The sequence below is a fragment of the Pseudomonas sp. P97.38 genome (assembly GCF_001269745.1).
Taxonomy (GTDB): Bacteria; Pseudomonadota; Gammaproteobacteria; order Pseudomonadales; family Pseudomonadaceae; genus Aquipseudomonas; species Aquipseudomonas chlororaphis_E.
The window spans coordinates 46,923-68,539 of record NZ_LHVJ01000020.1; the positions used below are offsets into that span (position 1 = coordinate 46,923).

The 21,617-nt window shown below is 64.9% G+C and carries 10 protein-coding genes; 8 read left to right on the forward strand and 2 right to left on the reverse strand.

Annotation, left to right across the window (positions count from 1 at the left end):
- Positions 1–23: 23 nt before the first annotated feature.
- On the reverse strand, positions 24–3,974 hold the full coding sequence (locus tag AD664_RS16515) for a hypothetical protein (protein ID WP_053147938.1): 3,951 nt from the start codon (positions 3,972–3,974) through the stop codon (positions 24–26).
- 190 nt (positions 3,975–4,164) lie between these two features.
- Here AD664_RS16515 and prmA point away from each other — a divergent pair, with 190 nt between their 5' ends.
- The 8 genes from prmA (at position 4,165) to AD664_RS16555 (ending at position 14,491) form a co-directional block, all read left to right on the forward strand.
- On the forward strand, positions 4,165–5,043 hold the full coding sequence (gene prmA / locus AD664_RS16520) for a 50S ribosomal protein L11 methyltransferase (RefSeq protein WP_042729014.1): 879 nt from the start codon (positions 4,165–4,167) through the stop codon (positions 5,041–5,043).
- Positions 5,044–5,073: 30 nt separating this feature from the next.
- Entirely contained in the window at positions 5,074–6,306 is a 1,233-nt protein-coding gene (locus AD664_RS16525) for a DUF3426 domain-containing protein (protein WP_053147940.1), read from the forward strand.
- 186 nt (positions 6,307–6,492) lie between these two features.
- Positions 6,493–7,500 carry a tRNA dihydrouridine synthase DusB gene (gene dusB / locus AD664_RS16530; protein WP_042729016.1) on the forward strand — a complete coding sequence of 336 codons (1,008 nt, stop codon included), beginning with the start codon at positions 6,493–6,495 and terminating at the stop codon, positions 7,498–7,500.
- Positions 7,497–7,817 carry a DNA-binding transcriptional regulator Fis gene (gene fis, locus AD664_RS16535; protein ID WP_003186237.1) on the forward strand — a complete coding sequence of 107 codons (321 nt, stop codon included), beginning with the start codon at positions 7,497–7,499 and terminating at the stop codon, positions 7,815–7,817. Before dusB ends, fis begins: the two co-directional genes overlap by 4 nt.
- An 83-nt stretch (positions 7,818–7,900) precedes the next feature.
- Positions 7,901–9,508: a bifunctional phosphoribosylaminoimidazolecarboxamide formyltransferase/IMP cyclohydrolase gene (purH, locus tag AD664_RS16540; protein WP_053147942.1), complete on the forward strand. Its 1,608-nt coding sequence runs from the start codon at positions 7,901–7,903 to the stop codon at positions 9,506–9,508.
- A 155-nt stretch (positions 9,509–9,663) separates the two neighbouring features.
- Entirely contained in the window at positions 9,664–10,959 is a 1,296-nt protein-coding gene (purD, locus tag AD664_RS16545) for a phosphoribosylamine--glycine ligase (RefSeq protein WP_053147945.1), read from the forward strand.
- Between the two features lie 99 nt (positions 10,960–11,058).
- Entirely contained in the window at positions 11,059–13,833 is a 2,775-nt protein-coding gene (locus AD664_RS16550) for a hybrid sensor histidine kinase/response regulator (RefSeq protein WP_053147948.1), read from the forward strand.
- 61 nt (positions 13,834–13,894) lie between these two features.
- On the forward strand, positions 13,895–14,491 hold the full coding sequence (locus tag AD664_RS16555; RefSeq protein WP_014336378.1) for a MarC family protein: 597 nt from the start codon (positions 13,895–13,897) through the stop codon (positions 14,489–14,491).
- 21 nt (positions 14,492–14,512) lie between these two features.
- Here AD664_RS16555 and AD664_RS16560 read toward each other — a convergent pair whose 3' ends face one another.
- Positions 14,513–21,592 (reverse strand): TcdA/TcdB pore-forming domain-containing protein, encoded by a 7,080-nt coding sequence (locus tag AD664_RS16560; RefSeq protein WP_053147951.1) that lies wholly within the window; start codon positions 21,590–21,592, stop codon positions 14,513–14,515.
- Positions 21,593–21,617 lie beyond the last annotated feature (25 nt).

Below are 21,617 nucleotides of genomic sequence, written 5' to 3' on the forward strand. Positions count from 1 at the left end.
GTCTTTTTTTGCCTGCCGATCGCTCAGCTCAGCAGCACCGTCGCGAAGGCTTGCGCTTCGACTTCCGCCGGCGTCGCCAGCCGCCCCTGCCCCGTGCTGATGGCACCGCTGGGATTGGCGACCAGGGGTTCGTTGCGCACGCGCCGCATGAACCCGCGGGCTCGCGCCGAAACCGGATCGGCGCTCTTCTTCGCCCGCGCCAGCACCGGGATGTAGTAACGCTCGACCTGGCCGCGCGAGGTCTTGAAGACCGATGTCACGCCATTGCGCAGGTCCAGCGCCAGACCGTAAGTGTTGCCAAAACAGGACGAGTACGACCAGTGATCCCACGTCGGTTGCAGGCCTTCGCGCCGCATCGCCGACCGGACCCGCCCGCCAATGTCAGTGCCGGTCAGCCAATCCCCGCCCACCAGGGTGGCACGAACCTCTTGCGCCGTCGTGTCCAGGCGCTGCATGACGTCCCGCAGGCTGCGCTCGATCAGCGCGCGGATGTTGTGGTCGAAGTGAATGACGGCTCCGGTCCGGGTGGCCGGGCTGTACAACGCCGCGATCACGCAGGTCTGCGCGTTCAACGAGAACAGATAATTGTCCGCGACCGCCTCGCTGTAGCGCGCCACCAGCGCCTCGCCCTGCAACGCCCCCCTTGAGACATCCGGGAAGACATGACCGGGAAACGCCTCGCGCAAATCCCTCACGTGCCCGAGGACAAGCACCTCATCATTACCCCCACGCAGGCCGACTTCGTTACGTACCCATTTACCGTTCCCCAGCCGTCGGATGGGCACGTTGTACAAGGCGCCGGGGCGGCGGGCGTCCACCAGGCACAACCCGCCGAAGTAGGCACTTTCCTTCACCTGGTAGTACCGACCCTGATGGCGCACGTAGTAAAGGCTGCGCGGCTGCGAGGCGCTGGCCGGGCTGCGATAGGTCCCGTTGAAAATTCCCTCCTTGGTCACGTACTCCAGGTGCTCAGGGGCCTTGCCCACCGCCTGTTTCGGCTTGAAGCGGATGGGCTGGAGCACCGGCCCGGCGTCCCTGGCAACCCGCGGAGGCAAGCCCGCCAGGCGCTGGGCGGACAGCGACAGCGGCCTGACCACCCGCTGGAGGCTGCTGGCCGCCCGTCCCAGCAATGCCACCAGGGTCGTAACGCCCAAGGCTGCGAACAAGGCGCCCCAGGAGGCCATCAACCAATGGCCCAACGCCCGTTCCGTGTTTCCTTGCCCGTGGGACTCGGCAGCCTGCTGGACGCTGCTGGCGATCACGACTGCATCCAACAGCAAGCCCAAAGGTGGGTACACCAGGCACATAGGCGCCGACACGAACAGCAATCCCTTGATGACCTGTTGCCGGATCACCTCGGCACGACTGCGGGTGACCGCTTCCACATCGGCGACAGCACGCTCGATGCAGGCATCGAACTCCGCCCGGACATCGTTTACCCGATTGAACTCGCGCAATGTATCCACGTTCACGGTGCCCGCCGCCAACGCCACCAGGGTGCGCCTGACCGCAGCGCGGGCGTCGAGGGCAACCCGCTCCAGCAGGTAATCGTGCAGGCGGGAAACGACGACACCGGAGAAATCCTGGTAGCGACGGAACGCGATACCGTCCGCAGAATCCGGCGTATACAGCCAATACACGCCCCTCGGCTGGAAATAAGCGAACACATACACGCCGATCACGACATGCCCGCCGAGGGTAAACCGGATCATCCCCTCCTGCTGCACGGCGGCCCCCGAATACCCCGGGCCGACCGCCGGCTCCGGCTCGCCCAACCGGCTGACCTGCCGGGTGAGCCACCAGAATTGCTCGGCATTCAACCGGGACTGTCCCATGGCGATACGCAGGTCGCGGTCCATTCGGGTCAACAGCAAATTGCGGTAGGCCATGCGGCGGGCGGTGTATTGCGCCGCCTCGGTATCGAGAAACCGGGCACGGGTGTCCCGCGCATAGTGCTCCCCCACATACGCCCTACGCAGGTAAACCGCCAGCTCCGCGCTGCGCACTTGCCGCAGGTCCTGGCCGACCGATGAGCGCACGCCTTTTCGAGGGTCGTCGATTCCACCATTGTCGTCATACCCATAGATGGCCAGGTCGAGCAGGCTGGCGGTTGTCGTCGCGCCTGTCAGGCCGGGCTTGTAGTCGATCAGCACCGTGGCCGGATCGACCGGCGCCTGCACACCCTTGCTGCGCATGTACGGGGCAATCGCCTGGGTGACGACCCGTTTGGCGAAGTCCATGAAGACTTCATAGCCGGCCATCTGCTCGATGAACACGCGCTGATGAACCCGCAACTCCTGGTCCAAGCTGCTGAGGTTGCGCCGGGAGTCGAGCGACATCGCCGCGTACCAACGGGGCGACTCGTCCTTCTCCACCTGGGCCAGGTGGTTGTCCATGCCCCTGGCGACGCTGTCTTGTAGGCATTCCCTGAGACCGCTTACCGCCCGCCTGGGGTCGCGGCTTGAATCCCAGACCGTCGGCTTGTCCACCACCCGGCTGAAGTACTCACGGGCCGCGTCCCGATCCGTCGGGGAGATCCTCTGCAACAGGTACTCTCGGCCGGCCTCGTCGCGCGTCCACGCCCCCACCTCGACGCTCACGGCCCACAGCGAAGGCAGCTCGATCCACTCCTGGCCGTCCGGTTTTCCGGGGGCATACAACAGCACATCGCCTTGCAGGTCCTGGCGATGAAACAAGAGCACATCATCACACCGCAAGGCATTGGGCAGCACCAGGCCACTCGCCCGCAGGGGGCCGGTCTCGCGGCCCCACAGGGCCTGGACCGCTTCATGGTTGGCCACCTGCAAATGACCGGCACAGCGGGCAACGAACGCACTTTGCTGCAGCCGCGCCAGGACCCAATCGAACAAAGCGTCCTGCAGGTCCCTTCGTCCATGGCGCTCCACCAGCGCTTGCCAATACCCGGCAGGTGCGTCGACGTCCGCCAGCAACTGGCTGATGAACGATGGCGTCAGCGCCTGGTTGCGCAGCATGGCGCCGTTTTCCACCAGGAACACCGTGACGGCGTCCGGTCTGATCGGACCCGCCGCCAGCAGCTGGCTGAGGCTGTGGACGCGCACCGGCTGGCCCATCACGCCTCGCCATTGCACCTGCACGCGAATGCTGTCGGGTTCGACCGTCATGTCCAGTTCACGTCTGACGTAATCCTTGGCCAGTTGCCGGGCGAAGGCTTGCAACGAACCCAGCTCACCGAGCAGGCCATCCACCAGCGCCTCGGCCTGGGAGGTTTGTTCCTCAAGCGCCTCCAGTCGCTGACGGTCGTCCTCGCCCAGCCCGCGTAACCACTCCGGCAGTTGCGCACGCGCGAGCGCCTCGAGCGGCTGACGCTGCGTGGCACTCGCCAACCCGGCCAGCTCGCCGAGCCGGCGCCAGTCCTGCTCGAGCACTTCGAGCCGTTCGTGCAACGCTTCGACGCCAAGGCCAGCCAACAGTTGCGGTTGCAACAGCGCCTCGACGTCGTTCAGGTGCCCCTCGAGCCGCTGCCTGACCAGCGCCACCAAGGGCTCATCGTCCCCGGCCATTGACCAATGTCGGCGCAGATAATCCCGATAGTGCGCGATGAAACTCGACGCGACGCTCTCTATCACTTGCGCGATCCGTTCCTGGCGCTCGGCCGAAAACCCTCGGTCAGCCCCACCCGGCCAGCGGTACGGCGCCTCGGCCTCGTCGTCCGGAGCCACGGGCGCCAGGTCGATCATCCGTCGCAGCACCGTGTCGATCAGGGTGTCGATGAAATGCGGGTCGACGTTGCCATCATGATAGTGGGTGCGCAGTTGCACGAGCAGGTACTCTTCCAGCATGTCCAGCACGCCCATCTGAGCTTGCAGCCGCGCTTCGATGACGGCCTGCCATTGGGCCAGTCTTTCCAGCACGACATGAGTCGCCGCCTCTGGCGGGGAAGAAAGCAGCCCCGCGCCGTTCACAGTGTTTTGTCGCTTGGCGGTGTTGTCCATCACAGACCTCCCTGTTGTGTGGACCGGCACCTTATCCGCCGCACGCGACGTCCAAGGCATACATATATATATCGAAACACCCACCCGACGCTGCGCGACTCGCTTATCCACTTTGAGGGCGACCTGGCGTACACTGCGCGCCTTTGCAGCCCCACGCTGCCCCCTGTATTTTTTTCCAAAGGTGCCCGCCATGCCTTGGCTGCAAGTACGCCTGGCCATCAGCCCGGAACAAGCCGAAACCTACGAAGACGCGTTTCTCGAAGTAGGCGCCGTATCGGTAACCTTCATGGACGCCGAAGACCAACCGATCTTCGAGCCGGAACTCAACACCACGCCGCTGTGGTCGCACACCCACCTGCTGGCGTTGTTCGAAGGCGGCACCGAGGCCGCCAGCGTGCTGGCCCACCTCGAACTGCTGACCGGCAGCCCGCTGCCCGAGCACCACAGCGAAGTGATCGAGGACCAGGACTGGGAACGCAGCTGGATGGACAACTTCCAGCCGATGCGCTTCGGCCAGCGCCTGTGGATCGTGCCCAGCTGGCATGCCGCGCCGCAACCGGACGCCGTCAACCTGCTGCTGGACCCGGGCCTGGCGTTCGGCACCGGCACCCACCCGACCACCGCGCTGTGCCTGGAATGGCTCGACGGCCAGGACCTCAAGGGCTGCGACGTGCTCGACTTCGGCTGCGGCTCGGGGATCCTGGCCATTGCCGCGCTGCTGCTGGGCGCCCGTGAGGCGGTCGGTACCGACATCGACGTCCAGGCCCTGGAAGCGTCCCGCGACAACGCCGGGCGCAACCACATTGCCGAAGAACGGTTCCCGCTGTACCTGCCGCAAGACCTGCCGCCAGCGCAGGCCGACGTGCTGGTGGCCAATATCCTGGCCGGACCGCTGGTCTCCTTGGCGCCGCAACTGTCGAGCCTGGTCAAGCCGGGCGGACGCCTGGCACTGTCGGGCATCCTCGCCGAACAGGGCGAAGAAGTCGCTGCCGCCTATGCCGAGGACTTCGACCTCGACCCGATCGCCAATCGCGATGGCTGGGTGCGCATCACCGGACGTCGGCGCTAGAATGGCCGCCTGTATCAACCGGATTGCCGCATGACTGACAGCTTCGTCACCCAGTGTCCGCATTGCCACACCAGCTTTCGCGTCAACCATGCCCAACTGAGCGTGGCCCGCGGGGTGGTTCGCTGTGGCTCGTGCCTGCAAGTGTTCAATGCCGCTCGCCAGTTGCTCGAACAGCGGGCCGCCCGGGAAGCCGCGCCGCCCCTGGTGCCGGTCGCCAGGCCGGCCGCCGAAGCGCCGCCGCGAGCCATCAGCCAGAAACAATGGACCGCCGCCGAGCTCGACCTCGATGACCTGGACAAGGAACTGGCGCGCCTGGAGCGGCGCGACAATCGGGCGCCGGGTACCGCCGGGCGCCGTCGCGAAGACAACCTGAGCGCGCAGCGCGAACCGCTGACCGACGAACAGGCCGACTGGTCCGACAGCCTGTACAGCGATCCGCCCGACGAGCGCGCCGAAGCCGTGCTCCTGACGCCTGCCGAACCTTTCGAACCCCACGAACCGGCCCGGCCGCCGCGCACCGAACCGTCGCTGTCCCTGGCGCTGGAACCCCTGGAACCGGACGACGAACCCCTCTCCCCCCTGCGCCTGGCGCCGCACGACGAGCCCGAGGAACACCTCGAACGCCTGTCCGCCACCGACGATCACGATCACGACGAAGAACCGGCGCAACCGGTCCCGCTGCGCAAGTCGCGCGAACGCCAGGAGCCCGGCATACGCGCCGAAGACCTGCAGGACCTGGACGACGACCCATTGCAACTGGACTGGCGCAAGCGCCGCTCGCCGTGGGGTCGACGCCTGCTGTGGGGCTTGCTGATCCTGCTGGCCGCCGCGGCCCTGGGTGGCCAATACATCGCCTATCACTTCGAGGAACTGGCCCGCCAGGACCAGTACCGACCATGGTTCCTGCAAATCTGCCCGACCCTGGACTGCGACGTTCCGTCCAAGGTCGACATCGCCAAGATCAAGAGCAGCAACCTGGTGGTGCGCAGCCATCCGGAGTTCAGCGGCGCCCTGGTGGTGGACGCGATCATCTACAATCGCGCGCCCTTCTCCCAGCCGTTCCCGCTGCTGGAGTTGCGTTTCGCCGACCTGAACGGGCACCTGATCGCCAGCCGCCGCTTCAAGCCGGGGGAATACCTGGGCGGCGATCTCGAAGGCCGCGGCGAAATGCCGCCCCAGACGCCCATCCACATCGCGCTGGACATCCTCGACCCAGGATCCAAGGCGGTGAACTACAGCCTGAGCTTCCATTCCCCCGAGTGAAGCCGTGCCAGGGCCGGCCGATTGACGGCAGCTTTCTGACTCAACCGACCCAGACCAAACCGCTGGCGATAACAAAATAGCTGTTCAGATTTTATCCAATTCGATCTTTATCCAGTCATCGAGAGCGGGTATCATGCCAACCCTTTTTCGAAGTCTCATGATCCGGCCCCACTTCAGGGAAGTCCTATGTCGGCGGTACGCATCGGCCCATATACATTGCAGAACGGCCTGGTTCTCGCCCCGATGGCGGGCGTCACCGACCAGCCCTTTCGTCAGCTGTGCAAGCGACTGGGTGCCGGCCTGGTGGTGTCGGAAATGGTCACCAGCGACATGAGTTTGTGGAACACCCGCAAATCGCGTCTGCGCATGATCCACGAAGGCGATCCCGAGCCCCGCTCGGTACAGATCGCCGGTGGCGACGCTCAGATGCTGGCGGAGGCGGCCCGGGCCAACGTGGCGCTGGGCGCGCAGATCATCGACATCAACATGGGTTGCCCGGCGAAGAAGGTCTGCAACAAGGCCGCCGGTTCCGCGCTGTTGAAGGATGAAGCCCTGGTGACCGAGATCCTGCAGGCCGTTGTCGGCGCAGTCGATGTGCCGGTGACCCTGAAGATCCGTACCGGGTGGGACCGGGACAACAAGAACGGCCTGACGGTGGCGAAGATCGCCGAACAGGCAGGTATCACGGCGCTGGCAGTGCATGGCCGCACCCGCGCCGACCTGTACACCGGCGAAGCCGAGTACGACACCATCGCCGCGATCAAGCAGGCGGTGTCGATACCGGTCTTTGCCAATGGCGATGTCGATTCGCCCGAGAAGGCCCGGTACGTGCTGGACGCGACCGGTGCCGATGGCCTGTTGATCGGCCGGGCCGCCCAGGGGCGGCCATGGATTTTTCGTGAGATCGAACACTTCCTGCGCACCGGTGAAAAGCTCGCTGCGCCGCAATTGTCCGAGGTGGAACGTATTCTGCTAGAGCATCTGGCCGCGCTGCATGCCTTCTACGGTGAAGTCATGGGCGTCCGCATCGCTCGCAAGCATGTGGGCTGGTATCTCGCAACCCTGCCGGGCGCCAGGGAGTTTCGCGCCCGCTTCAATCGTTTGGATGGTACGCAAGCACAATGCGCCGACGTTCAGGCTTTCTTCGCTGAGCGTTACAAGAGCCTGACAGGGGACGAAGGGGTGGCCGCATGACGATGATGACCGAGACTTTAGTGAGTGGAACAACACCCGTGAGCGACAACGTGAATTTGAAACAGCACCTGAACACGCCCAGCGAAGAAGGTCAGACCCTTCGCGGAAGTGTCGAGAAGGCGCTGCACAATTATTTCGCCCACCTTGAGGGCGCTGCCGTCACGGATGTGTACAACCTGGTGCTTTCCGAAGTCGAGGCGCCGCTGCTCGAAAGCGTGATGAACTACGTCAAGGGCAACCAGACCAAGGCCAGCGAGCTGCTCGGACTGAACCGCGGCACCCTGCGCAAGAAACTCAAGCAGTACGATCTGCTGTAAGCATTCAATCAAACCAGAAAGGCGCCCGCGTAAAAAACGGTCGCCTTTTTTGCTGACTTCCCTTGCTTGTGATGGAAATTGAAATGACCGACCAGACCACCCGCCTGCCGATCCGCCGCGCCTTGATCAGCGTCTCCGACAAGACCGGGATCCTCGAATTCGCCCGCGAGCTGCAACAGCTGGGCGTCGAGATTCTTTCCACCGGCGGGACCTTCAAACTGCTGCAGGACAACGGCGTCGCCGCAGTGGAAGTCGCGGACTACACCGGTTTTGCGGAAATGATGGACGGTCGCGTCAAGACCCTGCACCCGAAAATCCACGGTGGGATCCTCGGCCGCCGCGGCATCGATGACGCCATCATGAACGAGCACGGCATCAAGCCGATCGACCTGGTGGCGGTCAACCTCTACCCGTTCGAAGCCACCATCAACAAGCCTGGCTGCGACCTGCCGACCGCCATCGAGAACATCGACATCGGCGGCCCGACCATGGTCCGCTCGGCGGCCAAGAACCACAAGGACGTCGCCATCGTCGTCAACGCCAGCGACTACGCCAGCGTCCTGCAAAACCTCAAGGCCGGTGGCCTGACCTACGCCCAGCGTTTCGACCTGATGCTCAAGGCGTTCGAACACACCGCCGCCTACGACGGCATGATCGCCAACTACATGGGCACCGTGAACCAGGTCGCCGAAACCCTTTCCACTGACGGCCGCAGCGAGTTCCCGCGCACCTTCAATACCCAGTTCATCAAGGCCCAGGAAATGCGTTACGGCGAGAACCCGCACCAGAGCGCGGCGTTCTACGTGGAAGCCAAGCCTGCCGAAGTCGGCATCGCCACCGCGACCCAGTTGCAAGGCAAGGAACTGTCGTTCAACAACGTGGCCGACACCGACGCCGCGCTGGAATGCGTGAAGAGCTTCGTCAAGCCCGCCTGCGTCATCGTCAAGCACGCCAACCCGTGCGGCGTGGCCGTGAGCCCGGACGCCGAGGGCGGCATCCGCCAGGCCTACGAACTGGCCTACGCCACCGACACCGAGTCGGCCTTCGGCGGCATCATCGCCTTCAACCGCGAACTGGACGCCGAGACGGCCAAGGCCATCGTCGAGCGTCAGTTCGTCGAAGTGATCATCGCCCCGTCGGTGAGCGAGCAAGCACGCGCTATCGTGGCCGCCAAGGCCAACGTACGCCTGCTGGCCTGCGGCCAATGGTCGGCGGATCGCGCCCCGGCCTGGGATTACAAGCGTGTCAACGGCGGCCTGCTGGTGCAAAGCCGTGACATCGGCATGATCGGCAGCGCAGACCTTAAGGTCGTGACCCAGCGCGCGCCGAGCGAACAGGAAATCAACGACCTGATCTTCGCCTGGAAAGTGGCCAAGTACGTCAAGTCCAACGCCATCGTCTACGCCAAGAACCGCCAGACCATCGGTGTCGGCGCCGGCCAGATGAGCCGCGTGAACTCGGCCCGCATCGCCGCGATCAAGGCCGAACACGCAGGCCTCCAGGTCCAGGGCGCGGTCATGGCTTCCGATGCATTCTTCCCGTTCCGCGACGGCATCGACAACGCGGCCAAGGTCGGCATCACCGCGGTGATCCAGCCGGGCGGCTCGATGCGAGACAACGAAGTGATTGCGGCGGCGGATGAAGCCGGCATCGCCATGGTCTTTACTGGTATGCGCCACTTCCGTCACTGATACACCGATCCACTGTGGGAGCGGGCTTGCTCGCGAATGCAATCTGTCAGTAACGCTGTAGTTGACTGACACACCGCTTTCGCGAGCAAGCCCGCTCCCACAGAAAAGCATCTCTGCGGTGCTCCACAGAATCAGCTTCATCCGAGGTTTTTGAAATGAATGTTTTGATCATTGGCAGCGGTGGCCGTGAACACGCCCTGGCCTGGAAAGTGGCCCAGGATCCCCGCGTGCAGAAGGTGTTCGTGGCGCCGGGCAATGCCGGCACCGCCATCGAAGACAAGTGCGAAAACGTCGCCATCGACGTGCTGGCCCTGGAGCAGTTGGCCGACTTCGCCGAGAAAAACGTTGCACTGACCATCGTTGGCCCCGAAGTGCCGCTGGTCGCCGGTGTGGTCGATCTGTTCCGCGCTCGCGGCCTGGATTGCTTCGGCCCAACGGCGGGCGCCGCCCAGTTGGAAGGTTCCAAAGCGTTCACCAAGGATTTCCTGGCACGCCACAAGATCCCGACCGCCGACTACCAGAACTTCACCGAGATCGAACCGGCCCTGGCGTACCTGCGCGAGAAAGGCGCACCGATCGTGATCAAGGCCGATGGCCTGGCCGCCGGTAAAGGTGTGATCGTTGCCATGACCCTGGGCGAAGCCGAAGACGCCGTGCGCGACATGCTGGCCGGCAACGCCTTCGGCGATGCCGGTTCTCGCGTGGTGATCGAAGAGTTCCTCGACGGCGAGGAAGCCAGCTTCATCGTCATGGTCGACGGCAAGAACGTCTTGCCCATGGCCACCAGCCAGGACCACAAGCGTGTCGGCGATGGCGACAGCGGCCCGAACACCGGCGGCATGGGGGCCTACTCTCCGGCTCCGGTGGTCACCGCCCAAGTGCACCAGCGCGTCATGGACCAGGTGATCTGGCCGACCGTGCGCGGCATGGCCGAGGAAGGCAATGTCTACACCGGTTTCCTCTATGCCGGCCTGATGATCGACAAGGCTGGTAACCCAAAAGTCATCGAATTCAACTGCCGTTTCGGCGATCCTGAGACCCAACCGGTGATGCTGCGCCTGCAATCGAGCCTGGTGCTGCTGGTCGAAGCCGCGCTGGCCCAGGCGCTGGACAAGGTCGAAGCCCAGTGGGATCCACGCCCAAGCGTGGGTGTCGTGCTGGCCGCCGGCGGTTACCCGGGCGACTACGCCAAGGGCAGCGCCATCCAGGGCCTGGACGCCGCCGCCCGGTTGGAAGGCAAGGTCTTCCACGCCGGCACGGCGCTGAAGGATGGCCAGGTGGTCACCGCCGGCGGTCGCGTCCTGTGCGCCACCGCCATGGGCGCCAGTGTCGACGACGCTCAGCAGCAGGCTTACCGCCTGGCCGCCGAGATCGACTGGGAAGGTTGCTTCTACCGCAAGGACATTGGCTACCGTGCCATTGCCCGCGAGCGTGGCGAAAATCTGGAATAACCCGGCTATTGAGTCCGGCAAGGGTCTGTGGCCCTTGCCGGACTGTTCCGGCGCCGCGCATAGTTATAATCTGGCATCAACCTACGAAGGGATTTCGCCGTGCGCTGGCTCAGGATTGCCATAGGCTTTACCGTCACCCTGCTGACACTGCTCTGCATGCTCCCGGCCCAGGCCGCGCCAGGCAGTGGATGGGCGGTATTGCTCGACGAACAGGGCGACCTCAAGCTGAGCGACATCCGCTCTGCCCGCTACACCAATCAATTCAGTCCCATCGACCTCGACCGCCTCAAGGCCGCCGAAGCCGGCGGGGCATTGTGGCTGCGCTTTCGCCTGGCCCCCGACAAGCACGAACAGATCCTGCGAGTCTTCGCTCCCGACCTCTCGCGCCTCAATCTCTACGTGCTCGACGGCGACACCCTGGTGGACCAACAAACCACCGGCAATGAGCTGCCGCGCAACGAACACCCCGTGCCCAGCAGCGATTTCATGCTGGCGCTGCCCCACAGCGACAAGCCCCTGGACGTCTACCTGCGCCTGGCTTCGCGCCATGAACTGCGCCCCTACGTCACCCTGCAACCGGCCGTCCTGGCCGCGGCCGACCAGAACCAGACGCTGATCTATGGCTTGCTGTTCGGCTGCATCGCCATGTTGATCCTGCATAACCTCACCCGGTACGCCTACACCCGTTCGCGCAGTTGCCTGTGGCTGGCCGCGTGCGAAGGCCTGCTGATGCTCAGCCTGTTGCTGTTGTTGAACCTGGCCGGGCCGTGGCTGCCGGACTGGCCGGAGGTCCAGACCCCGGGGGCCTACCTGGCCTTGCTGCTGACCGCCCCCTGCGGGCTGATGTTCGCCTACCGATTCTTCGCCCCATTGGGGCCGCATCCGTTGAATCGGCTGCTGCTGGGCGACATCGTGTTCACCGTGCTGTGCAGCCTGTTGCTGCTGTTCGTCAACACGCTGCCGCTCAATATCATGACCTACGGGCTGGTGGCCCTGGCCGGCCTGAGCATGCTGTTCGTCAGCGCCTGGCACTGGCAGAAGGGCTACCGGCCGGCCCGGCTGTTCGTCGCGGCCATGGTGGTCTTCAACCTGGGCACGCTGATCATCCTCCCGGCGCTGCAAGGGCTCACGGAAGTTCCGCCCCAGGGCCTGATCATCACCCTGCTGGTCTTCATCTGCATCAGCGGCCTGTTGATGAGCGTGGCCTTGGGCGAGCGCCAGCGCTCGATCAACGAAAGCCGCTTCAGCATCAGCCGCGACCTGGCGGCCAGCAACGCCGAGATCAACGCCAAGGCCGAGTTCCTGGCGAAGATCAGCCACGAGATCCGCACACCCATGAACGGCGTGCTTGGCATGACCGAGCTGCTGCTGGGCACGCCGCTGTCGGTCAAGCAGCGCGACTACGTGCAGACAATCCACAGCGCCGGTAACGAGCTGCTGACCCTGATCAACGAGATCCTCGACATCTCCCGACTCGAATCCGGGCAAATCGAACTGGATGACGTGCAGTTCGACCTCAACGCGCTGATCGAGGATTGCCTGAGCATCTTCCGCGCCAAGGCCGAACAGCAGAACGTCGAGCTGATCAGCTTCATTCAGCCCCAGGTGCCGCGCGTGATCAGCGGCGACCCGACGCGGTTGCGCCAGGCGCTGCTGAGCCTGTTGGAAAACGCCTTGAAAAAGACCGACGAGGGAGAAGTCTTGATCGTCGTGGCCCTCGACGAGCGCAGCGACCAACCGCGCCTGCGCATTGCCGTGCAGGACAGCGGCTCGCCCATGGACGCGCAAGAGCGCGACACGCTGATGCACGCCGAATTGCACAGCAAGAATTTCCTCTCGGCCACGCGCCTGGGCGGCAACCTGGGCCTGGTGATCGCGCGCCAGTTGATCATCCTGATGCACGGCGAGTTCGGCATCAAAAGCGGCAGCAACCAGGGCAGCACCTTGTGGCTGACCTTGCCGCTGGACCCTGATCGCCTCGAACACCCGACGTCCGACCTCGACGGCCCGCTGCAAGGAGCCCGGGTGCTGATCGTCGACGACAACGACACCTGCCGCAAGGTGCTGGTGCAGCAGTGCAGCGCCTGGGGCCTGAACGTCAGCGCCGTGCCATCGGGCAAGGAAGCCCTGGCACTGCTGCGCACCAAGGCACACCTGCGCGACTATTTCGACGTGGTGCTGCTGGACCAGAACATGCCGGGCATGACCGGCATGCAACTGGCGGCCAAGATCAAGGAAGACCCGAGCCTGAACCACGACATCCTGCTGATCATGCTCACCGGCATCAGCAACGCACCGAGCAAGATCGTGGCGCGCAACAGCGGGGTCAAGCGCATCCTCGCCAAACCGGTGGCCGGCTACACCCTCAAGACCACCCTGGCGGACGAACTGAACCAGCGCAACCGGGGCCAGGCGACGCACTCGCCGGCCAACACCGGCCCTACTGCGCCGGTGATCGTACCCAGCGACTTCCGTATCCTGGTGGCCGAGGACAACAGTATTTCCACCAAGGTCATCCGGGGCATGCTCGGCAAGCTCAACCTGCAACCCGACACCGCCAGCAATGGCGAGGAAGCCCTCAAGGCCATGAAGGCGCAGCGCTACGACCTGGTCCTGATGGACTGCGAAATGCCGATCCTCGACGGGTTCTCCGCCACCCAGCAGCTGCGCGCCTGGGAAGTCGGCAACCAGCGGACCCGCACGCCGGTGGTGGCGCTCACCGCGCACATCCTCGCCGAACACAAGGAGCGCGCGCGCCAGGCCGGGATGGACGGGCACATGGCCAAGCCGGTGGAACTGTCGCAGTTGCGCGAGTTGATCGAGCACTGGGTGGCCCAGCGTGACCAGCAGAACCGCACGGCGCAGACGACCTGAGCCGACAGACGGCAAAACGCCTGTTAGACTCGCGTCGTCTCCCTTCGCCTGAGCCTCGACCATGCTCCACGTGCTGTTCAGCGTTTACCTGAAGATGCTGGTGCTCTACAGCCCCTTCTTCGTGCTCTCGTGCTTCATCGGCCTGACGCGTGGCTATTCACGCAAGGAACAGCGGCGCCTGGCCTGGAAAGTCGCGACCGCGACGTTGGTGTCCAGCGTGTTGCTGTACCTGTTCGGGCGAGTGATCTTCAGTGTCTTCGGCATCACCGTGGATGCGTTCCGTATCGGCGCCGGCAGCGTGCTGTTCATCTCGGCGCTGGGCATGGCCCAGGGCAAATCGGCGGTGCAGACCGACAATGTCCAGCAGGACGTGACCATCGTCCCGCTGACCATTCCATTGACCGTCGGCCCCGGCACCATCGGCGCCCTGCTGGTGATGGGCGTGAGCCAGCCGCACTGGGACGACAAACTCATGGCCATCATCAGCATCGCCCTGGCGAGTTTCACCGTCGGCGTCGTGCTTTACCTGTCCAGCCGCATCGAGCGGATCCTCGGCGACCAGGGCCTGCAAATCGTCAGCCGCCTGATGGGCTTGTTCGTTTGTGCGTTGGCCGCGCAGATTATCTTCACCGGCGTCAGGGGCTATCTGGTCCCCTGACGGCCGCGCCCGCGCAAGCGATCAATCCACCGGGTGAGTGGCCACGGCCGTCGAGGCACTGGCCAGGGCCTTGAGCGTCGCACTGCCCTGGGTGTCCCGCCAGGCGAGCAATACCTGCACCAACGTCGAGACGGCATAACTTCGCGCCTCTGCGAACGCCAGTTGCAGGTTGTTGCGCACGCAGGCATCGCGAGCGTTCGCGTCGCGCAGGATCACGCTGTGCCCGCTGTCCGGATCAATGATCACCAGGTGTTCCTCGACCAGGCTCAGCATCAGCCTGTCCGGCTCATCCACCTCCCAGACCAGACTGGCGGGATGCTTCGCCGGGGCATCCGGCAAATGCCAGCCGTCGACGATCACCGACTCGAGTTTCAACCAGAGCGCCTTGGTCAACCGGCAACCGGTCGCCCCCTGCCCCATCCGCAAGACCAGGGTGGTGACGTCGTCCGGCAACAGCAGCAAAACCTCATCGACCTTCATCGCCCCCTCGACGACCAACACCTCGGCATTGCGCTGGACATAATCGAGCGGCCCGGCGCTCGCCCGGTCCGGATAGGTCAACAACCGGCGATCCTTGTCTTCGTGCAGCAATACGTTGCGCCGCTGGCGCGTGCCCAGCACGGCAAACGACTCGGGTATCGCGGCACGCGGCACGCGAATCATCCGGCCGGTTTCAACCACCAGCCACTTCAGGCTGTCGTCAGCCTCGATCGACAGCAGCGCGGCGTGGGGCTGGCCGTCCACCAATCGCCTGAGGTTTGCGGACAGTTCGCCCACCTGAGTGGCGACCCAGGCCTGGGTGACGCCGCAGATCATCGCCGGCTCCCGGTCACGCAAACGCATCACCACGCCGTCGAATGTGACACCCCGCAACCCCGTTCCCTCGACGGTGAGCCCGGCAAACTGACACGGTGCCCATTCGCGCGTTGCCACGGGCAGCGCGCCCGCCTGCAACAGCTTCGTCCCTTCGGCAAACGCGACCTCCAGGCCCTGCGGGTCGATAAAGCCCTGGCGCTGGACTTCGCCACTGGCCACGTCGAATAACCAGGCTGCCTCGCCGTCCGGGGTCATGCCCAACAGGCGCACCTCGCGTCCAGATCCCAGGTCGGCCAGCAACAGCCGACCGCCCAGGTACCAGGCACACAACGCTGCGTCGCCGCTGGCGTTGCGCAACCCGACGATGGCCAGGCGCTCGGCCGCGTAGTGCCGGGCCAGCGGCGCCAAGGCCTGCCACCAACGCGGGCGGTCCTTGAGCCATGCATCGCTGACGCCGCCCAGCGCCAGTTGGCCCTGTTCCGTCAGGTTGAAGAACAGGCCCTGCGAGGTCAGCGCCACGTAGCCGCCCTCGACGGCGACGACATGCTCGAGGTTTTCCGGCTGTATCCAGGTCTGCGACCACTGCCCCGCCGCCGAGCGCTGCTGGCGGCACAGCGTCTGGTCGAGCGCGTAGTAGATGACAAACACGTCATCGTCGCCGGCCGGCGTGAGCAGGGTCATGTCGGTCATGTGCTTGATCGAGTCATTCCAGCCGCGATAGCGGTGCCCAGGGCTCGTCGAGGGACGGATGATCAACCGGTCGCTGCGGCGCACCCAGGCCATGTCGCGCCAATGGGTGCGAATTTTCCAGCACACCGACACGAACGCCGCCGGCTGCCAGTCGACATTCACGAATGCCCGGTCACCGCTGTCCGGCGCGAAGGCGTGATAGCTGCCGAGCACCTGCGACCAGTCGGCCAGCGTGTCACGGGCGCTGAGCAGCGCTTCCAGCGCGTTGTCCCGGTCGCGGATGATCGAGCTCAGCACCAGTTGCCCGTCATGAATCACATAGACCAGCACATCGCTGGCCTGGTCCTGGCGGGTGATCTGCTGCTCCACGTGGATCACTCCCTGGGCGTCGGCCTCGATGCGGGTGATCCGCATGGCGCCGGCGGCCACGCCGGTATTGACCAGCAAGCGATACCGGTGGCTGAGCAGTCCGGTCGCGGCATCGACCTGCCATATCAGGAAGTTCTCCGGCTCGTAGAACCAGGCGTAGCCGCCTGCCACCGCGCCCAGCAGCGCGTCCTCGGCCTCCAGCACATCCTCGTCGCGGATGTAGAGGAAACGGTCCTGCCCTGCGTCGTACCAGGCCGTGGTGGTGCGGGGTTCGTCGGGTTTCTCGAACGGAATCGGGTAATGGCGCACCTGGGTGTAAGGCATCACCAGGCGATGGGCACGGGCCATGTCCTTGAGGTGCGCCTGCAACGCCTGCCGGTCCATGCCCGGCGGCACAACCTGTTCCACCAGGGCCAGCTCACGCTCGCCCAGCACAAACTGGAACACCTGGTCGTTGCGCAGTCGCAGCAACGTCTGGTGGCGACCGGCACCGGAGAACGTGACCGGCACGCCCCCCAAGAACAGCTTCCCGGAAGGCTCGATGCGTACGTCGCCCTCCTCGGCCCAGGCTGCCTCGAGCACCCAACTCGAGGTGCCGGAACCTGGCGACTCGAGGGTCAGGCTCACGCCGGGATTGAGCGCCACGGTGCACCGTTGGCCGGCGCCCTGGATCCGGTAGGTCACGGTGTCGCGCCAGGCCGGTGGGATGACCGGCACCGCCAGCGAGCGCTCGACGGCGTCGAGCAGCACGTCGATCACCGTTGGCCGGAAGGCCGGCTGCGTCAGGCGATGAAGGATGTATTCGCTGGGGAACGAGTAGAAGGAAAACAGGAACAGCCATCGCCCCTCGGCGTTCTTTTTCTCCAGGCGCCGCGCCACATCGAACCCGGGGTCATGGCGCAGCGTGGCGAAAGGCAGCGCCTTGTATTCATAGCCATAGCAGGTTTGCGGGGTGCACGGCAGTACCAGGGCTTGTCCGGCCGGCACCGTGAACGGGACGCGCTCCGGCAGTGCCAGTTCTCGGCGAATGTCGATCGCCCGCGCGTAATCGGCATCAAACGTCGGCACACCGAAATGGTCCCGCAGCGGGTACAGTTTCGGGCCGTCCAGCCTCAGTTCGCCGCTCGCCAGGTCCAGCGCCTGGACGATCAGCGACGCCCGCGGCAGCCAGGCACGGTGACTCGCCTGGTATCGATAGGCCTGGAGATGGGCCTTCGCCACGTCATCGAAGAACAGCCCGACCTGCCTGGCCTCTTCGGCAATGCCGGCGAAGCCCTGGGCCAGTGCGGCCACGCCCACCGCCAGGCCACCCAGAATGACGGCGGTACCACCGAGCACCGCACCGGCGGTGGCACCGGCGGCATAAGCACCCGCCGACAACAGCAGCCCGGCGGAATCGAACGCCAGTTGCGTACCGAACTGGGCACGGGCCACTTCATCCTGGGCGGTGACCAACTGGTAGATGTCGAAGCCGACATTCGCCAGCTGCAGCAAACCACCGGTCGCTTCACTGATGCTGCCGCCCACGGCGGCCTTGACCACGGGCGCCACGGTGTCGGCGATCAACCGATCCTCGGCCAGTGCCTGCCGGACCAGGCCGACGAGGCCGGCGATGTCAGCCACATTACCGTGCACCAGTTGCGCGTAGTTGACATAGGCATGCAGGCGAACCGCCAAAGACAGCGGCCGGTCGGGCCCTTCCTGGGCCCTCAGCGCGTTCATCAGCGCCTGCACGGCGAAGCCGGCGTTCAGGGTGTGGACGCCGCCCACTTCGGTGGGATCGACCGGCACGGCGGGCCGGTTGGCCAGGGTGGTAAAACATTCCGCCAGATACTGCTTGATCCGCGGCAGGCGAGCGTCCTCCGTGCGGACCTGCACCAGGCGCTCGGCGTTCGACGGATCGATGAAACTCATGCGGTAGGCGCCCTCCGTCGTCACCTCCAGGGTGTCGAACAGCGGCACCAACCCGGGCGCCAAGCGATTGGCCTGCCGCAGGTCGGCCGTCACCTGTGCCATCTGCCGCGCCCAGCCGTGACCGTCCAGCGCCAACAGGCAACTGCCCAGGCGCGGGTTGCTCATCAGCGACTGCCCACGGGCCGAGGCCAGCCGCTGCCTGACCGGGCGTTTCGACTGCTCCGGCAAACCGCCCGGCTGCAGCAGGTCGACAACCCGCACCGCCCCCGGCAATGCCAGCTTCGACAGCCGTGCGCCGTCCAGCTCGATCAGGTCGAACGTCGGCAATGCCGCATCGCCATAGGCCGCGTATTGGCCGGCCATGCCCTGCTGGACGAAGAACCGGTTCAACGCCTGCCCGAACCGCGCCGGGTGCTCGAACTCGAACACGCCAAAATTGGGATCGTAGAAGTGATAAGTGCCTTGCTCGCCCTCGAAGGTTTTGGCCACCAGCATCGCGTGGTTATCGGAGTTGAGCATCAGCGTGCTGGTGGCGGTACGGGCCTTGAGGATCTGCACCACCTCGTCCAGGCTCGAACGCGCCAGGGCGCTGCCGACGTCGCCGACCTGTACGTCGCGCAAGGACTCCAGGCTGTTGAGGAAGGTCACCGAGTCGCTGCCCTCGGGTTCGAGCACCCCGAGATAGAACCGTCCGCGCAAGGTATAGGCCGCCGCCGCGCCTTCTGTCAGGGCGGCAGCCATGGCCAGGGCCAAGGGGTAGCACCGCCCGCCCACCCGATCGCCCGAGCCCTGGAGCAGCAGGTCCTGGGGCACGAGCTTGATCGCGGCGTTGTCGAAAACATCCAGGACATTGCCCAGGCGCTCGGCGATCCGATCGCGATATTCCAGCTTGGCCATCTGCTGGATCCGTGCAGCCAGGCGGCCCCACTGGCGCAACGTCATCGGTTGCTCCAGGGCGTTTTTCTTCAAGCCCAAGGCCGTTTCGCCATGGACCGGCGGATCCACCGGGTGGCCCAGCCCGGCGAGAAATGCCGGCGCCTGGTGCTGGTAAAGCAAGCGCTCGATCGTCGCGTAACGGCCGGCGGTGCCCAGTTCGACGAGGCTGTTGGCCAGGTTCTCGACCTGCGGCCGCAGCGCGTCGAAGCTGCGGTTATCCAGGGCGTTGGCCCCCACCAGCGCACCGAGCTGCAAGCGTTGCAGCGGGCTCAACTGGGCGAATTCGAAAGCGCCTTTGGCAAACCGCCCCAGCAGTTCGTCGATGGACAACTGGCGGGTCTGCGAGTCGCTCAACGAGGCGGGGGGCAATACACCCGCGTCCTGGGCCCGGATCGCCTGGCGCTCATCGAAGCTCAGGGGGATGGCCTTGTTGAATGTCACCGTGCCGTCATAGCCCTGGCTCATGCGCATCATGAACGGCTCGCCCAACTGATCGGCCAGGTGCTGCAACACACCCGTCGACAACACGTGGCGGCCCTCGACCAGCGGCCAACCATCGTCGAACTCCAGCGTCCGGTGGTGCAGCAGTTGCTTGAGGTCTCCCTGATAGCGGGCCTTGAATCGCCCGTCCTGCCAGCGCTGTTGTTCATCGGCAAGCCATTGCACGGTGTCGTTCTGGTTCTCTTTCCAGGAATGGTCCAGCTCTTCCTCGGTGGCCAGGTTGACCGTGTCGACGGCGTCGATGGTCATCTGCCTGCGCCACTCCAGGGCCGTTCGCGGGGTCAGGTTCGCTCGCTCGTAGTCCGCCATGCCGTCGCGCATGGCGGCAGGCCCGGTGAGGTAGATCGTCACCTCGCTCTGCGGGCGGAGACCATCGCTGTAGTAGGTGGCGGCGGCGTGAGCCAGGAGCGACACCGCCAACTCATCTTCCGCCGCCAGCTCGTGCAAGGGGCCGAACACTTGTGTCGCCACCTGGGTCGCCAGTGCGATCAAGCCCTCGACATCGGTCAGGCCGGTGTTCTGTTCATCGGCCAGGCGCGCGGTGGCCTCGACGATTTCATAGTTGAGCCGGAACCGTTCGATCACCGCTTCGAGCATCGCCGAGCCGGGGTGGGCCATCAGGAACGCATTGCTCAGGGTGTGTCGCTGGGCGACCGCTCGCAGCCCGTCCAGGGGCGCCAGGCGCTCCAGCGGAGCACGGAACACCTGCTTGAGCTCGGGTCGGCTGTCGGCAAACCGTTCCAGTGCGGCCCGGTGCTGCGCCGGAATCTGCTTGAAATAGCCGGTGTAGCGATCGCGCAGGGCCTGGCGGCCCGGCATCCACTCGGGGTTGCGATCCAGCAACAGTTGCAACACCCCCAGGCGCGCGTCGGTCTTGAACGCCCGGATGTCCACCTCGCCGAGTGAGTCCAGCAGCGGCGGCAGGCTATCGACGTCGGCATATCGACCCCCTTCGGTGAACAATGCCTCGACCCGCACGATATCGGACGCCGCCGCGAAATTGCCGCGCAGGCTGATCTCGCGCTGGTAGAGCGCGTCCAGTTGCAGCGACACCTCACCACTGCCCAGGTCACGCAAGATCACGCCGCTTTCGCCCAAAGCCGCGACACTCTGTTGATTGGCACGCTTCAGGGCACGCAGTCGTGCTTCATCCTGGCCATAGGCGCGAACCAGCAAATCGATACGCGCAGCGTCGGCGCTGCCGCCCTTTGCCAGCGCTTGGGTGATATGTGCGTACATCTGCTGCTTGAGGACGATGGCGCGTTCTTCATAGCGATCACCCAGTTTGATCGCATCGGCAATGACGTCCCCGCCATCGAGCATGGCATGGGCCTTGGCCGCCTCGACGATGATCCGGTTGGTTTCATAGGCCAGCAATGCATCGCTGTCGTACCAGAGCCTGAGCGAGTGCCCCTGGGGCGCCATCACCTGCCGCCAGAGGTTGATGTAGTCGCGCTGGATGGCACCGACGCCGCCCCCCAGCCAGGCAAAATGCAGATGCTTCGGCACCTCGGTGGCGGGCTGTTTCAACTGTTCCAGGCTGCTGTGCAGGCGCGCCTCGAAACCTTCCACACGGCGGTAGATGTGCGTCAGGCTGTCGAGGTTTTCATCCGCGCTCGCCGGCGGCGACAGCTCCGAGGCCCGGCGCTGGCGACGGTTGCCGCCCAACGCGCCCAGCGCCTGCTTGAGCAACCCCAAGGGCTCGAGCATCTGCGGGCTGTCCAGCGAAGCGATGCAACCGGTGTAATAACGCAACACGGCATCATATTGATCGGTGCCCTGGTAGGCCGCCAAGGCATGTTCAAGTTCTTTCAACTTGAACACATTCAGGAAACTGACAAAGTCCTCGGCCATTGAATCATTGGCGCCACTCATAAAGTAAATACTTCCCTGTATCTTT

What these genes read in the sequence shown, in the direction of transcription:
- AD664_RS16515 (WP_053147938.1), bottom strand. Translation starts at nt 3,974, where the DNA reads ATGGACAACACCGCCAAGCGACAAAACACTGTGAACGGCGCGGGGCTG.
- prmA (WP_042729014.1), top strand. Translation starts at nt 4,165, where the DNA reads ATGCCTTGGCTGCAAGTACGCCTGGCCATCAGCCCGGAACAAGCCGAA.
- AD664_RS16525 (WP_053147940.1), top strand. Translation starts at nt 5,074, where the DNA reads ATGACTGACAGCTTCGTCACCCAGTGTCCGCATTGCCACACCAGCTTT.
- dusB (WP_042729016.1), top strand. Translation starts at nt 6,493, where the DNA reads ATGTCGGCGGTACGCATCGGCCCATATACATTGCAGAACGGCCTGGTT.
- fis (WP_003186237.1), top strand. Translation starts at nt 7,497, where the DNA reads ATGACGATGATGACCGAGACTTTAGTGAGTGGAACAACACCCGTGAGC.
- purH (WP_053147942.1), top strand. Translation starts at nt 7,901, where the DNA reads ATGACCGACCAGACCACCCGCCTGCCGATCCGCCGCGCCTTGATCAGC.
- purD (WP_053147945.1), top strand. Translation starts at nt 9,664, where the DNA reads ATGAATGTTTTGATCATTGGCAGCGGTGGCCGTGAACACGCCCTGGCC.
- AD664_RS16555 (WP_014336378.1), top strand. Translation starts at nt 13,895, where the DNA reads ATGCTCCACGTGCTGTTCAGCGTTTACCTGAAGATGCTGGTGCTCTAC.
- AD664_RS16560 (WP_053147951.1), bottom strand. Translation starts at nt 21,592, where the DNA reads ATGAGTGGCGCCAATGATTCAATGGCCGAGGACTTTGTCAGTTTCCTG.